Origin of the sequence: Lentzea californiensis (assembly GCF_024648825.1) — a bacterium.
Taxonomy (GTDB): Bacteria; Actinomycetota; Actinomycetes; order Mycobacteriales; family Pseudonocardiaceae; genus Lentzea; species Lentzea californiensis.
The window spans coordinates 130131-145341 of sequence record NZ_JANBBE010000010.1 but is presented as its reverse complement, the minus strand read 5'-3'; the positions used below and the strand labels follow the sequence as shown (position 1 = coordinate 145341).

The 15211-nt window shown below is 69.2% G+C and carries 12 protein-coding genes; 7 read left to right on the top strand and 5 right to left on the bottom strand.

The window, feature by feature from the left end; translation table 11 throughout:
* Nucleotides 1-546: 546 nt before the first annotated feature.
* The 5 genes from LX88_RS30995 to LX88_RS30975 form a co-directional block, all read right to left on the bottom strand.
* Entirely contained in the window at nt 547-882 is a 336-nt protein-coding gene (locus LX88_RS30995; protein ID WP_258951317.1) for a hypothetical protein, read from the bottom strand.
* A 180-nt stretch (nt 883-1062) separates the two neighbouring features.
* Nucleotides 1063-1362, bottom strand: a complete 300-nt coding sequence (locus tag LX88_RS30990; protein ID WP_258951316.1) for a hypothetical protein — start codon at nt 1360-1362, stop codon at nt 1063-1065.
* 122 nt (nt 1363-1484) lie between these two features.
* On the bottom strand, nt 1485-2969 hold the full coding sequence (locus LX88_RS30985) for a family 43 glycosylhydrolase (protein WP_258951315.1): 1485 nt from the start codon (nt 2967-2969) through the stop codon (nt 1485-1487).
* A 297-nt stretch (nt 2970-3266) separates the two neighbouring features.
* Entirely contained in the window at nt 3267-3959 is a 693-nt protein-coding gene (locus LX88_RS30980) for a class I SAM-dependent methyltransferase (protein ID WP_090062894.1), read from the bottom strand.
* Nucleotides 3960-4067: 108 nt separating this feature from the next.
* Nucleotides 4068-5669 (bottom strand): FAD-dependent monooxygenase, encoded by a 1602-nt coding sequence (locus tag LX88_RS30975; RefSeq protein WP_258951314.1) that lies wholly within the window; start codon nt 5667-5669, stop codon nt 4068-4070.
* A gap of 204 nt (nt 5670-5873) precedes the next feature.
* On the opposite strand from LX88_RS30975, the gene LX88_RS30970 reads away from it, so the two are divergent.
* The 7 genes from LX88_RS30970 to LX88_RS30940 are packed head-to-tail and all read left to right on the top strand — an operon-like array spanning nt 5874 to nt 15157.
* Nucleotides 5874-6569: a class I SAM-dependent methyltransferase gene (locus LX88_RS30970; protein ID WP_258951313.1), complete on the top strand. Its 696-nt coding sequence runs from the start codon at nt 5874-5876 to the stop codon at nt 6567-6569.
* Complete coding sequence (locus LX88_RS30965) at nt 6566-9613, top strand: ferritin-like domain-containing protein (RefSeq protein WP_258951312.1); 3048 nt, start codon at nt 6566-6568, stop codon at nt 9611-9613. The genes LX88_RS30970 and LX88_RS30965 overlap by 4 nt, the downstream gene beginning before the upstream one ends.
* Nucleotides 9613-10854, top strand: a complete 1242-nt coding sequence (locus LX88_RS30960; RefSeq protein WP_258951311.1) for an FAD-dependent oxidoreductase — start codon at nt 9613-9615, stop codon at nt 10852-10854. The genes LX88_RS30965 and LX88_RS30960 overlap by 1 nt, the downstream gene beginning before the upstream one ends.
* Nucleotides 10851-11861: a methyltransferase gene (locus LX88_RS30955; protein WP_258951310.1), complete on the top strand. Its 1011-nt coding sequence runs from the start codon at nt 10851-10853 to the stop codon at nt 11859-11861. The genes LX88_RS30960 and LX88_RS30955 overlap by 4 nt, the downstream gene beginning before the upstream one ends.
* Before the next feature lie 25 nt (nt 11862-11886).
* A complete protein-coding gene (locus LX88_RS30950; protein WP_258951309.1) occupies nt 11887-13434 on the top strand; it encodes a tryptophan halogenase family protein in 1548 nt (515 codons plus the stop codon).
* 5 nt (nt 13435-13439) lie between these two features.
* Nucleotides 13440-14678 (top strand): cation:proton antiporter, encoded by a 1239-nt coding sequence (locus LX88_RS30945; protein WP_258951308.1) that lies wholly within the window; start codon nt 13440-13442, stop codon nt 14676-14678.
* A complete protein-coding gene (locus tag LX88_RS30940; protein ID WP_258951307.1) occupies nt 14675-15157 on the top strand; it encodes a flavin reductase family protein in 483 nt (160 codons plus the stop codon). Before LX88_RS30945 ends, LX88_RS30940 begins: the two co-directional genes overlap by 4 nt.
* The last annotated feature ends 54 nt before the right edge of the window (nt 15158-15211 follow it).

Below are 15211 nucleotides of genomic sequence, written 5' to 3'. Positions count from 1 at the left end.
CCGGATGTGCTCATCCGGTGCAGGTGGGGCACGGCGGGGACGCACGTGTGGCAGCGACGTACCAGCGGCGGCACTTCAGGAGTGCCGCAGACCCGGGCTGCCGCCCGGCAGCCCGTTTGTGGGCAGCGGCAACAACTTCTGGTGCTTGCTCATCAGTACATCCAACACGATCCGTCGCGCCAGCTCCGCTGACGAGCCCGACGCCGACACCTGGTGGTGCGGCCGTGCGGCAGGTGCGGCGGGCCATTACGAACTACCTCCTGGCCCTGCTGCAGAAGCCGCAGATGGCGTTCGGACTGCTGTGCGAGCTCGCGCATGCGGCCGAGGTCGGTGCGGTGGGCCGCGAGGTCGACGAGCAGGGCGCGGCGAACAGCGGACCGACGGGGATGCGTACCTCACCGACGGACAACGACCAGCCGCGGGCAGCGTCGGCGGTGCTCGCCGAACTTCGCGTGCACAGCGTTGGCCCGCTGGCCTGCCGAGCACCGCGTGCCGCCGTGCAACCTGAACTGCCCCGGGCAGGGGCTGGAGGCTCCGCGCCGGTCTTCAGAGCGCAGGCAGTGGAAGCGCTACCCGTCGTCCCAAGCCGAACTCCTCGGCATCGTCGTTGCTGACGACTGCAACGGTTCCCGCAGGGACTCCAGGCAGCGTGGCCACACGGGACGCCACCGCTAGAAGATTCCCCTCACCGGCTCCGGTGAGGAAGAAGACGTAGACGTCCCCGTCCTGCTCTGCCTCATCGAAGACTTCCACGTCACCCTGGTCTTCGAGATCGAACAGGAAGTCCTCGACCTCCTCGATCCAGGGAAAAGGGTCAGCGCCGTCCGGCAGGTCGGGCGTCGGCAACAACGGCACGTGGATCTCAACAACCAGGGTGGACACGAGACCATCCTGCCCGCCGGCAGGTCCGCCCGGCTCAGCCAGGACCAACCGTGTCAGCCCCACGAGGTTGGAAAGGCTCAGTGCAACTGCAACGACGCCAACTGTCCTGTTCGGATGAGAGGTTGTTCAGCGATTCAGTGACTCCGGCGACCGATTGATGCTCTCTTGGTGCTCAGTGACCTACCGCAGGTAGGCCTCGGGCGCAGCCATGAACCGGCGCCAGTGGTCCACCACCGCCAGGTCCTTCCACTCGCGCCTGTGGAAGCTGCCGGAGTCGAGGTGGATCGACGTGCCCGGCACCGCCGCCCAGGGCCACTGGATTCCGGCCGAGGGCCTTCGACTCGATCGCATCCTGGAGAAGCTCGCGGACCTGGACTTCGACACGGGCGAGCACGCCGACGTCGTCGTCCTCGTGCTGGGCAGCGCACCCGACCGGCCGGGCGCCCGCCGGTGGACGGCGAGCAGACCCAACCTGCTCAACGTCGCGGTCAGCCGGGCCCAAGCGCCGCCTGTACGTCATCGGCGATCACCAGGCTTGGTCGTCCCCGCCGTACTTCAAGGTTCTGGCGGCGAAGTTGCCCCGCACCGACCCCAGGTGGGCATCACCGGTGCGCGACCGCGAAGTTGTCGAAGCCCGCAGCTGTGTTGAAGACGCGCACACCGTTGGCACCACTGGAGAAGCTGGTGTCGGTGACGGAGATCTTCGGCGTGGCCATGTCGCCGACGTACACCTTGATGGTGGAGCCGATCGCCTCCACCCTCAGGTGGTGCCGGGTGTTCGGCCGGACGGTCACGGCGGCTGACGCGAGTTGCGTCCAGTTGTTGTCGGCCTTGCCGAGCAGGACCCGTCCGCTGCCGGTGATCCCGGCGTAGTAGCCGCGGTAGGCGTCCGTCCCGGTGGTCGCCTGCGTCACGCGGAACACGACCCCGCTGTCGCCGGTGGCGGACTTCGGGATGATGTCGGCGTCCTGCACGAAGTTCGAGAAGTTCGTGTCCAGCAACGACTTCCCGCCGAACGAGGTCCCGGTCTCGTACCGGCCCCTGGTCGCTGTCCAGGTGCCGCCGTGCGTGGTCCAGCCGATGGCGTTGTTGTCGTCGAAGTTGTCCTTGACGCGCATGGTCACCGGCTGGATGGTGCCGTCGGCGTTGAAGGTCATCCGGTCGTAGGCGACCTGCCGGTCGTTGGCGCCCGAGAGGCTCAGCGGGCGCCGGTGGTAGACGATGTACCAGATGTCCGTGCCGGGCACGTTGATCACCGAGTTGTGGCCGGAACCCCTTGCCACGGCGGCGTCCTGGCTCAGCACGCGGCTGATCTTGGTGAACGGTCCGGTCGGGGAGTCGGAGATCGCGTACGACACGGCGTAGTTCGGTCCGGTCCAGCCGTCCTCGGACCACATGAAGTAGTACTTGCCGTTCCGCTTGAACATCTGCGAACCCTCGGTGAAGTTCGCCGGGGTGATCTCCTTGTACGTGCTGCCGTCGGCGAACTTGGCGAGGCTGGTCATGTCCGCGTTGAGCTTGACCACGTTGGCGTGTCCCCAGCCGCCGTAGTACATGTACGCCTGGCCATCGGTGTCGATGAACACGTCCTGGTCGATGGGCTGTGCTCCGTTGACGAACTGGCTGATCAACGGCTTGCCGATCGCGTCCCGGTACGGGCCCTCCGGCCGGTCGGCGACCGCGACGCCGATGCCGCCCAGTTCGGAGTTGCTCTGGATGTCGTTCGCGCCGAAGTACAGGTGGTACTTGCCGTTTCGCTGCACGGGAGCGGGTGCCCAGACGGCTCGGCGTGCCCAGGAGACGTTCGCGATGGTGAGGACGTTGGGGTGCTTGGTCCAGTTGACGAGGTCGGTCGAGGAGAAGGCGTCGAGGTACGTCTGCTGGTCGTACGGTCGCGACGACGTGGGAAAGACCCAGTACTTGTTGTCGTAGACCGCGACATCCGGGTCGGCGTACCACCCGTCCACGAACGGGTTGCCGGCCTCCGCTGTCGAGAAGTCCGGCACGGCCGCCGCGGACGAGGCCACAGCGGGCACGCTGCCGAGCAGTGAGAGGGCCAAGGCCGCTAAGACGATCTTTGACGTCACGTCTCGTCCAATCCGCAGGGTTACAACGTTGTAAAACCATGCGCATTGATCCAATCACTCTCTGTGTGCGGCTGTCCAGATCTGGAGGAGTACCGCGAGTGGTCAGCGAATGCCGCTGACCACTCGCGATCAGGCCTCAGGACACGCCGCAGCTCGGGGCTGCGGGAGGATGTCGTCGCGTCCGACGCATCAGAAAGGCGTGTTCCGGCTTGGTACCCGCCCTGCGGACGCAGCAACTGCCACGCCACGGCAGCGCCTCGGCCGCGTTCTCCCGCGGCGCCGAAACGCAGCGAGGCCTCAGAGCCGGCGAACCCGGCCCAGCCACGCCGCGAGCTGTACCTCGCCGTGGGCGGGCAGTCCTCGCTGGACGGCCACCTCGGAGATCTGCTCGGTGATGAAACCCTGGTAGTGGGCTGCTTCGATGCTCTCGACCTCCCAGCCGCCGGTGAAGGTCTCGCGGATGACGTCGTCGCTGATGCTGGAGCTCAGGCCCGGTGCCGCGTCGGAGTGGGCGAGGATGTGCACCAGCGCTCCGGGGTTGGTCAGCGCGTGCAGGACGTCGGCGTAGGCCTTGGCCGCGCCGGGATCCCCGTAGGCGCCGAAGCCGTGGAAGAGGGCCACGTCGACGACGGTGTCGAAGCCGCCCGCGAGGAACGGGTGGTGTTCCGGGTGGAGCATGTTGGCCACCTCGAAGCGGGCCGCGGGCACGCCTCGTTCGGTGGCGGTGCGGCGGGCGTAGTCGATGGCGCTCGGCGACAGGTCGACTCCGAGGGACTCGTAGCCCAGCCTGGTGAACAGGATGGTGTGCTCACCGGAGCCGCAGCCGGGTTCGAGGACCCGGCCGCGGACGAGACCGGCGGCCTCCAGTTCGACGATCGCGGGTTGTGGCCCGCCGATGAGCCACGGAGCGGTTCCCTCGTCGTACATGAAGTTCCAGTACTCCGGGTCCTCGAACCCGCGGGACTCGTCGGTCTGACCTGTCTGCGTCATGGGTCCAGTGTGGAGATCCGCGAGATCGGGGAACACAGCCGGGAAACGAACCCACTGGGTCGTGCGGTATGGGATCGGCGTCCCCGTGGTGGTGACGCTGGGTGGAACTCAGGCGGGTGCCTTCACGCGGGTCAGGACGGTGTCCAGGAAGTCGGTGACGCCCGGCGACCCGGGTTCCGCCACCGCGGCGACGTGGCCGTCCGGGCGGACCAGCACCAGCAGCGGACCGCTCACCTGGTACGCGCGGTGGGCGGCTTCCTCTTCCGGTGGGATCACGTGGGTGGTGATCGCCACGGTGTAGCGGTCGTCGAGGCTCGCGGCGAGCCGGTCGGTGTCGAGCGACTGGGCTTTGAACAGCAGGACGTGGTAGCCGGAGCCGTGGGTCAGGTCCAGCACGCTGCTCGCGCCGTCGCGGGTCGGCCTGATCTCGGCGTACGGCGCCCGGTCACCCGGCCTGAGCGGACCGGTGCCGGGGCCGACCGCGGGCGAGTTGCGGTACCTGATCCACAGCTGGGAGAACATGTGGAAGAACATCCGGCGGATCGGGGCGAGCCGGGACACCGCACCGACGACGCGGGTCGCGACGTGAGCGCGCATCCAGACCGCCACGGCGCTGTTCCCGGTCTCCAGCTTGAAGCCCAGGTCGGTGCGCTTGAGCACGGTGCGGGCGATCGGGCGGCGTTCTGACTCGTAGGTGTCGAGCAGCCGCTCGGGCGCTTCGCCGTTCACCACCTGCGCCAGTTTCCAGGCGAGGTTGACCGCGTCACCGACGCCGAGGTTGAGACCCTGGCCGCCGGCCGGGTTGTGGATGTGTGCGGCGTCGCCCGCGAGGAAGACGTTGCCCACGCGGAACCGCGAGGCGATCCGGCTGTGGAAGCGGAACATCGACGCCCAGACGACCTCCTCCAACCGGGCATCCACCTTGAAGTAGCCGTCGAACCACTTCTGCAGGTCAGCGGGCGCCAAGGGTGCGTAGGCCTCGTGCGACGGGTTCTTCTGGGACGGTGCCTGCTCCAGTTCCCTCGGCACCACGCCGAAGAGCCGGCAGCGGCCGGACGCCAGCGGCAGGATTCCGACGAACCCGCCGCGGGTCAGGTTGAGACGCATACCGCGCACGCCGAGGTCGACGTCCAGGGTGACGTCCGCCAGCATGCCCGCCTGGTCGTAGGTCTCACCGTCGAACGACTGGCCGACGAACCCGCGCACCGCGCTGCTCGCCCCGTCGGCGCCGACCAGCCAGCGCGCGGTGATCGACCGGCCCTCCGCGGTGGTGACGCCGACGAGCGCGCCGGTGTCGGCCAGCTCCACGACCGCGGTGTTCCACTCGACCTCGACGTGGTGTTCTTTCAAAGCCTCCACCAGCACCCGCTCGGTCTCGAACTGTTCGAGCGCGAGGGCGTAGGGGAAACGCGTCCGGTCGCCGGTGCCCTCTCCCGCGAGTGGCATGTCCCCCACGTGCCGGCCGGCCTCGTGGATGGCGACGTCGGTGATCGGCAGGCCTCGTGCGACCGCGGCCTCCGCGACGCCGAGCCGGTCGAAGAGCTCCAGCGTGCGGGCGTGCACGATGGCGGCGCGTGCCTGTTCGACGGGACCGGACTTGGAGTCGACGATCCGCACGCGCACTCCGTGTTGCGTGAGCATCAGCGCGGTGCACAGGCCGGTCGGCCCCGCACCCACCACCAGGACGTCGCAGTCGCGTTCGTCGCGCATCGGCTCCCTCATTCACGTCGGCGAGTGTGCGAACGCAGTATCGCGACGTGCGGCGAGCCACCACATCGCCCGACGTGGAGCGTGATCGGACGATCACCCCGCGCGACCGCGCAGGTTCTCGGCGCCGTCCTATCTCCGCGGCGGCCGGACACCCGATGGTGGAAGCGATCACATGGTCGGACTGCCGGAAGCCGAGGGACCTCGATGAGTACCGCACCGGAAGCGTTTTTCGACGACCTGGCCGAACTGTACGAGCGCTTCACGCTCATCCGCGACGCCGCCACGAGTCCGGTGCGGTCGTGGCTCGTCGAGCAGTTGCCCGCCGGTTCCCGCGCACTGGACGCCGGCTGCGGCAGTGGCAACAACTGCGGCATGCTCGCCGAGCGGTACGACGACGTGGTCGGCGTCGACGTGTCGCGGAAGATGCTCGACATCGCGGCCACGAAGCGGACGCGGGTGCCGGTGCGGTACGAGTGCCGCGACGCCGTCGACCTGACGCCCGAGCGGGACGGCCGCTTCGACCTCGTGATGTCGGTCAACGCCGTGTTCCACATGGGACCCGCGGACGAGGTGCTGCCCGTGCTGCGCGCCCTCGTCGCTCCCGGCGGCAGGCTGGTGGTCGTCGACGTGACGCAGCCCGACGACGCGGCGGCCCCCGCCGAGCAGAGCGCTTACGCGTTCCAGACCGGCAAGATCATCTACGACGTCTCCCGCGACGTCGAGGCCGCGTGCGACTCGATCCGGATGATGCTGCACCCGCGCTGGCTCGAGATGAGCGCCGCCGCGATGCCCCTCACCGACTCGGAGTTCCGGTCCCAGTACGAGCGGGCGCTGCCCGGCGTGCGGATCACCAGGGACCTCATCCCCACGATGAGCGCGGCCGTCTGGGACAACGCATGAGCGTCTTCCACCTCCCCCGCCTGCACTTCGCGGGCACGGCCATCACCCGCCTGCCCACCGGGCCGCGCGCGGGCTGGCTCGACCTCGAGACCAACCAGGCCACCGACGACCAGGGCGTGTTCGACACCGACCGCCCCGTCCAGGAGTACTACGACTTCCTCGCGGACGCCAAGGGCCACAACTTCGAGGGCAACGGCCACTTCTGGGTCGACGCGAAGGTCGTGGCCACCGAACTCGCTCCGGGCGAGGTGCGCTCCGACGACCTGGTGACGGGACGGCAGCTCGATCTCTGGGGCCACTTCTGCGACTACACCGCGGGCACCGCCAACCGGTCGCGCGTGTTCGACGTCGACCCGGCCTCCAACTGGACCACGACGCTGATGGTCGGCCAGCTCGCGCTCGGCAGGTCGGGCCGCTCGCACGACGTGCCCTACCTCGTCACCGGTGACGTCAACGGCATGTGCCCGCCTCGCTGGAACCAGTTCCACACCGTGCTGCACCAGTTCGCCGTCGACAAGGCCGAGGGGCTGCACTGGCTCAGCGGTGTCGCGGACTCCCCCGTGCTCACACGGCTGCGCGAGGTGGTCGAGAACGACGCGGACGGCCTGGTGGTCCAGTTCGCGCTCAGCGATCAGAAGCACACGGGCGAGGGCCAGCCCGACGTCTGGCAGCTGCGCGGGACCGTCGCGGCCTGGTACCGCGACGAGCTGCGCAGCTACCCGGCCGGGCGGCTGCTCACACCGCGCACCACGCGTTCCGCGTTGCACAACCTCTCCGTGCACGTCAGCGACGACCACATCACCGCGAACCTCGTCACCGCGCATCCGGACACCGACCTGGAGGTGCGCACGGCCTGCGGCACGCTGCTCGCGACCATTCCGTCCACAACGGACTCGCGCACGTCGGGCGTCGTCGTGGCGGCACGGGTGGACGGTGCGACCGGCAACCCGGCCGAGGCGCTGGTGATCACCGACGGCGAAGGAACCGTGCTGTCGCGCGAGGAGGAGATCGTCGTCGAGTCCGACGAGGCCGCGTTGTTCCTGGAGCACGAGAACACCAGGACCGGCGAGGACCACGCCGTCGAGATCCCCGTCCGCTCCTACCTGCGCGGTGTCCCCGCGCGGGTCGACCAGGTCCACGTCCGGCAGTACGTGAACCCCGCCGCTCTGCCACTCGCAGGCGACCGCGACAGCGCTCAGCTCGTCGCGTTCCTGCCCACCGGACAAGCCGGCTACCAGGCAGAACAGGTGCTCTCGACCGACGAGCACGGCCGCGGCGCCATCACGCTCAAGGGTGTGCGGGGCGGCGCGACGAGGGTCCTGCTCCGGCCGGAGCCCACGCCGGAACCGCGGGGCACCACGGCGGCCGAGCGCTACGACAACGACGACGAGCAGGGCTACTGGTCGGCGGTCGGCTCCATCGCGGTGCGGGTGCTGCCGAACCACTGGCACCTCGACGACCTGCCGGACGAGGACATCACGTTCAGCACGGTGTACCGCGAAGCGCTCGCCTACTACGAACTCCAGTACTCGTTCATGCGGTCCGAGGTGCTGAGCCTCGCCGACGAGTTCAAGGTCGAGCCTTACGCCCGCCTCATCTGGCACGTGTCCGCGCCCGAGCACAAGGGCAGGACGTTCTACATGCCCCCGACGCGCGACATGAGCGCACCGCAGATCCGGATGTTGCTGCGCTACCTGCTCGCCGACGACGCCCAGCGGCAGACTCCGCCGACTTTCGTTCCACAGCAACGAAAACTCGGCACGATCACGACGAAGGACCAGCTGCTGCACGCGCTCTACCAGGCAGCGGCGATCGAGCTGGCCACCATGGTGCAGTACCTGTACGCGGCCTACAGCGTGCCGACCCACGGCGCCGGCAGGAAGCTCGTCCAGCGCGGCGAGTGGACCGAGGAGCAGCTGCTCACGGCGTGCGGTGAGGGCACCGAGACCTGGAGCAACGGCATCCGCGGCAGCCTGATGTCCGTCGCCCGCGAGGAGATGATGCACTTCCTCGCGATCAACAACATCCTGATGGCGATGGGCCGGCCGTTCCACCTGCCCAAGCTCGACTTCGGCACGTTCAACAGCACCACCTGCGTCCCACTGGAGTTCTCGCTCGAGGCGCTGAACCTGGCGAGCGTGCAACGGTTCGTGGCGCTGGAACAACCGCACGACCTGATCGAGGAGATCGAGGGCAACGACTCCACGGTCCTGCGCGCGGACGGAGAGCCGTACCAGTACGGGTCGCTGAGCGAGCTGTACGCGGCGATCCGCGAGGGCGTTCAGGCCGTGCCGGGCGTGTTCCTGGTGAAGAAGGGCCGCGGCGGTGGCGCCCACCACCTGTTCATGCGCGAGTCCGTCAACGCCGTGCACCCCGACTACCAGCTCGAGGTCGACGACGTGGCGAGCGCGGTGTTCGCCATCGACTTCGTCACCGAGCACGGCGAGGGCGGCCAGATCCCCTCGACGCTGCCGGAGGAGGAGTCGCACTTCGACACGTTCCTGCGCATCTCCGAGATGCTCATCGCCGAACGGGCGAAGGGCCCGAACGACCGCAGGATCCCGTGGAACCCCGCCTACCCGGTCATGCGCAACCCGACGCTCAAGCCGGGCAACGCCGCGATGGACCACGTGACGCACGAACCGGCCCGGATCGCCATGAAGGCGTTCAACCGCTCGTACTTCATGGCGATGCAGCTGATGGTGCAGCACTTCGGCTACAGCCCCGACAAGTCGTTGCGCCGCAGCCGGTTGATGAACTGGTCGCTGGACGTCATGACCGGAGTGCTGCGGCCGCTCGGCGAGCTGATCGTCACGCTGCCGTCCGGACGGCCCGGCCGCACCGCGGGCCCGTCGTTCGAGCTCGACTCCGGCCCGGAGTACATCTCCCGGCCCGACGTCGCGGTCGAGTGGATGGCCCGCGAGTTCGACGAGGTGGCTGATCTGGCCCGCAAGTGCGTCGGCTTGGGCCTCACCCCGACCGTGGGCGACCTGCTGGCCTTCATCGGTGACTCGTTGCGCACCATGGACCTGAAAGACCTCTGATGACTGAGAAGACGACAGTGTGCATCGCGGGCGGCGGCCCGGCCGGTGCCGTGCTCGGGCTGCTGCTGGCGCGTTCCGGGGTGGACGTCGTGGTGCTGGAGAAGCACGCCGACTTCCGCCGCGACTTCCGCGGCGACACCGTGCACCCGGCGACCCTGCAGATCCTCGACGAGCTCGGGCTCATCGAGAAGTTCCACGCGCTCCCCCACCAGAAGGTCAGCACGATCGGCGTCGTGCAGGAAGGCAGGCGGATCGACATCGCCGACTTCCGCCGGTTGAAAGTCCGCTACCCGTACATGGCGTTCGTGCCGCAGTGGGACTTCCTCGACCTCATCACCGCGGAGGCGAAGAGGTATCCCGGCTTCCGCCTGCTGATGAACACCGAGGCGCTGGGCGTCGTGCGGGACGAGGGCGGACGGGTCGCCGGACTGCGCGTGCGCGGGCCGCAGGGCGAGCGGCAGATCCGGTCGACGCTCGTGGTCGCCGCCGACGGGCGGCACTCGGTGATCCGGCGGGACGCGGGGTTCGTGCCGACGCTGATCGGCCGGTCTCTCGACGTCATCTTCTTCAAGATCTCCCGCAGGGACACCGATCCCGACGAGGGCATCTGCGTGCGGATCGGCAACGGCAAGATCTTCGGCGCGACCGACCGCCGCACCTACTGGCAGATGTCGTACGAGACGTCCACCGGCGGCATGGAGAAGGTGCGGGGCGAGGGGCTCGACAAGTTCCGGGCAGACCTCTCCGAGCTGGTGCCGTTCCTCGCCGACCGGGCGCACGAGGTGTCCTCCTTGGACCAGCTGAGTTCGTTGGAGGCGCGGATCGACCGGCTGGAGCGGTGGCACGAGCCGGGCCTGCTGTTCATCGGCGACGCGGCGCACGCGATGTCCCCGGTCGCGGGGTTCGGTGTGAACCTCGCGGTGCAGGACGCCGTGGCCACCTCGAACATCCTCACCGCCGAGCTGCTGCGGGCCCAGGAGGGCCGGATCTTCGACGACGAACTGCTGGCGCGGGTCCGCCGACGCCGCAAGCGCGCGGTCGCGTTGTCGCAGGGCTTGCAGCGCGCGACCCAGAAGTTCGGCATCGACGAGGCGCTCGACGGGTCCGGTCAGCCGCCGGCGCCGAAGGTCTTCGAGAAGCTGGGCGTCGCCCAGTGGCTGATGAGCCGCGTCATCGGACTCGGGTTCCGGCCGGAACACGTTCGCACACAGGAGAAAGCGCCGGAGGGAACCGTTCGATGACCGCACCGGGAATGCCGCCGCAGGCACGGATGATGCAGATGATCACGGGGTACTGGATCACCCAGGTCGTGCACGCCGTCGCCGAGCTCAGGATCGCCGACCACCTCGCCGGGAACGCGCTGACCCTGGAGGAACTCGCGGCACGGACGGGTGCCGGCGCCGACACGACGCTGCGGCTGCTGCGTGCCTGCGCCTCGCAGGGACTCGTGGCCCACGACGAAGGCCGGTTCGCCAGCACGCCGTTGCTGGAGACGCTGCGCGAGGGCGCGCCGGGGTCGTTCCGCGACATCGCGATCGTGCACGGCTCACCGGGACACTGGCTGTCCTGGGGCCGGTTCCCGGACGCGGTGCGCACGGGTGAGCCGCAGACGAAGGCCGCGCTGGGCAGCGACATCTGGACGTACTTCCAGTCCCAGCCGCAGGAGTGGGAGCGGTTCTCCAACTCCATGACCGAACTGACCGACGGCCTGTCGCGCGAGATCGGCGCGCTGCTCGACACCACGGGTCTCACCACGGCGGTGGACGTCGGCGGCGCGAACGGCGCGCTGCTGCACCCGTTGCTGAAGGCGAACCCCGATCTGCGGGGCGTGGTGTTCGACCTCCCGACCGTCGAGGCGACCGCGGTGGCCGAGGCGGAGAAGGCAGGTCTGGCAGGCCGCTGCACGTTCACCGGTGGCTCGTTCTTCGACTCGGTGCCCGAGGGCGACCTGTTCCTGCTCAAGGCCGTGCTGCACAACTGGGCAGACGAGTCGTGCGTGCAGATCCTCACCAACTGCCGCAAGGCGCTCCGCCCCGGCGGACGGGTGGTCGTCGTCGAGATGCCGCTGGGACCGCTGGGAGAACCGGGGTTCGCCCCGCTGCTCGACCTCGGGATGCTCGCCGTCAACGCGGGCCGCGAGCGCGACCTCGACCAGTACGACGCCCTGTTCCGGGCTTCCGGCCTGCGGCGCGCCGAGGTCACGCCGACCTCGTCCCCGCAGAGCCTGATCCACGCCGTAGCCGCGTAACCACGAACCGGAGGTATGGCCGAAGATGTTGAAGAACGTAGTGGTGGTCGGCGGCGGAACGGCCGGCTGGATGACCGCGTCCTACCTGACAGCCGCGTTCGGCGACCGGATCGGCGTCACGCTCGTCGAGTCGAAGCGCGTCGGCTCGATCGGCGTCGGCGAGGCGACGTTCAGCACTGTCCGGCACTTCTTCGAGTACCTCGGTCTCGAGGAGAAGGAGTGGATGCCCGCCTGCAACGCCACCTACAAGCTCGCCATCCGGTTCGAGAACTGGCGCGAGCCGGGACACCACTTCTACCACCCGTTCGAGCGTCAACGGGTCGTCGACGGCTTCCCCCTGACGGACTGGTGGTTGCGCGAACCCAGGTCCGACCGGTTCGACAAGGACTGCTTCCTGGTCGGCACGCTGTGCGACGACCTGAAGTCACCGCGGCAGCTGAACGGTGAGCTGTTCGAGGGCGGCCTGGGCGGGCGCAGCGCCTACCGCACGACGCTGGCCGAGCAGACCACCCAGTTCCCCTACGCCTACCACTTCGACGCGACGCTGGTCGCGAACTACCTGCGCGACTACGCGGTCGCGCGGGGTGTGAAGCACGTCCTCGACGACGTGCAGGACGTGGCGCTGGACGACCGCGGCTGGATCAGCCACGTGGTCACCGGGGAGAGCGGGAACCTCACCGGCGACCTGTTCATCGACTGCACCGGTTTCCGCAGCCTGTTGCTGGGCAAGGCGCTCGCCGAGCCGTTCCAGTCCTACCAGGACTCCCTGCCCAACGACAGCGCGGTGGCGTTGCGCGTGCCGCAGGACATGGAGAACCGGGGACTGCGGCCGTGCACGACGGCCACCGCGCAGGAGGCCGGCTGGATCTGGACGATCCCGCTGTTCGACCGCATCGGCACCGGCTACGTCTACGCCGGCGACTACATCTCCCCGGAGGAGGCCGAACGCACGTTGCGGGCGTTCGTGGGCCCGGCCGCCGAGCACGCTGACGCGAACCACATCAAGATGCGCATCGGCCGCAGCAATCGGCACTGGGTGAACAACTGCGTGGCGGTCGGGTTGTCGAGCGGCTTCGTCGAGCCGCTGGAGTCGACCGGCATCTTCTTCATCCAGCACGCCATCGAGCAGCTGGTGAAGCACTTCCCGGACGAGCGCTGGGACGACGGACTGCGCACGGCCTACAACAAGCTCGTCAACAACGTGATGGACGGCGTGCGGGAGTTCCTCGTCGTCCACTACTACGCCGCCAAGCGCCAGGACAACCAGTACTGGAAGGACGCCAAGACCCGTCCTCTCCCCGACGGCCTGGCCGAGCGGCTGGAGCGCTGGCAGACCCGGCTGCCCGACAACGAGTCGGTTTTCCCGCACTACCACGGGTTCGAGTCCTACTCCTACGTCTGCATGCTGCTCGGCCTGGGCGGCCTCGACCTGAAGTCGTCGCCCGCGCTCGGACTGATGGACGCCGCGCCGGCCCGGCACGAGTTCAAACTCGTGGGTGAGCAGGCCGCCGAGCTCGCCCGCACGCTGCCCACGCAGTACGAGTACTTCGCCCAGCTGCACCGCGCGAGGTGAGCGCGGTGGTGCTGAACGGGATGCACCTCGTCGCGCTCCTGGCCGCGTTCTTCGCGGTCGCGGCGCTCGGCCGGGTGATGGCACGGGCGCTGCGGACGCCCACCGTGATCGGTGAGATCGCGTTGAGCATCCTGCTCGGGCCGGTGCTGCTGGCCGCGTTCGGCAAGAGCCTCTTCACCGCGGTCCTGCCGGCCGACGTCACCGCTGTGCTCAAACAGATCGGCGAGGCCGGGCTGGTGCTCTTCCTCGTCGGTGTGGTGCACCACCTCGACCGCGGCGTCACGGGCGGGTGGCGCGGCAAGGCGCTCGGCCGGATCACGATCGGCGCCTTCGCGCTGCCGTTGCTGACCGGTCTCGCCTTCGCCGCCTGGGCCGTCTGGCTCGCGCCCGCCGAGGTGCGCGGCACCGCTCCGACGGCCGCGCTGGTGCTGGTGCTCGCGGTGGCCATGTCCGTCACGGCGGTGCCCGTGCTCGCGCGCATCCTGGAGGAGCGGTCCGACCTGGGTCGCGCCTCCGGGCTGTCGATGATGGCGTCGGTGCTGATCGACACGCCGGCCTGGCTGTTGCTGACCGTGGCGCTGGGTCTGGCCGCGGGTGGCCTCGGTGGCGTGTGGCTCGCGTTCGCGACCATCGGCGTGGGCGTGGTGATCGCGTGGCTCGGTCGCCGGGCGCTCGGGTCGGAGCGCGTCGGGAGCGTCGCGGCGGAAAGGCCGCGCACGACCGCTCTCGTCCTCGCGGTGGTGGCACTGGCCGCAGGCACGGCGGTGCACTCCCTCGGGCTCACGGCGATCTTCGGCGCGTTCCTGGCCGGCGTGGTGGTGCCGCGCGACGAGGCGTGGTCGCGGGTCGTCGCGCTGGTCAGCCGGGTGGGCAGGGCGTTCGTGCCGGTGTTCTTCGTGGTGGCGGGGACGACGCTGTCCACCAGCGGGGTGTCGGCGTTCCCGTGGATCGGCGTCGCCCTGGCGCTCGCGCTCGGCGTCCTCGGCAAGATCGGCGGCGGGTACGCCGGGGCGCGCTGGGGCGGCGAGGACGCGGTCACGTCGCTGCGGATCGGCGTGCTCGTGAACACGCGCGGGCTCACCGAGATCGTGGTGCTCCAGATCGCGTTCACCGCCGGTCTGCTCACGCCGGGGCTGTTCGTCGCGCTGCTGGTGATGGCGCTGGTGACAACCGCGCTCACGGGTCCGCTGCTGGACGTGATCACCCGGCGTGCCGGGGCGGCACGGCAGGAGGTCCTGGTGTGACAGAACAGTTCCGCGGGCTCATGGCCGCTTTCCCGACCGGTGTCGCCGTGGTGACGACCTTCGGTCAGGACGGTGAGCCGTGGGGGATGACGCTGTCGTCGTTGTCGAGCGTGTCGGTGGACCCGCCGACGTTGCTGGTGTGCCTGCGGTACAGCAGCCCGACGCTGGACGCGTTGGTGCGCACCGGTTCCTTCACGGTGAACCTGTTGCACCACGAGGCGCGTCCGGCCGCGGAGCTGTTCTCGTCGGGTGACCCGGACCGCTTCCGGCAGGTGGCGTGGGAACATCCCACGTCCCTCGGCGGGCCGCACCTGGTGGACGACGCGCACGCGGCGGCGGACTGCGTGGTGGACCACATGCACCGCACCGGCACGCACGTGGTGGTGTTCGGCAAGGTCCACACGGTCGTGCACCGCTCGGCCGCCCAGCCGCTGCTCTACGGGCTGCGCCGGTACGCGTCCTGGCCGCGGAGCGCTTGACACGCAACGAGAACTGGCCCTCTCACCACAACCGGTGAGAGGGCCAGTTCTCGT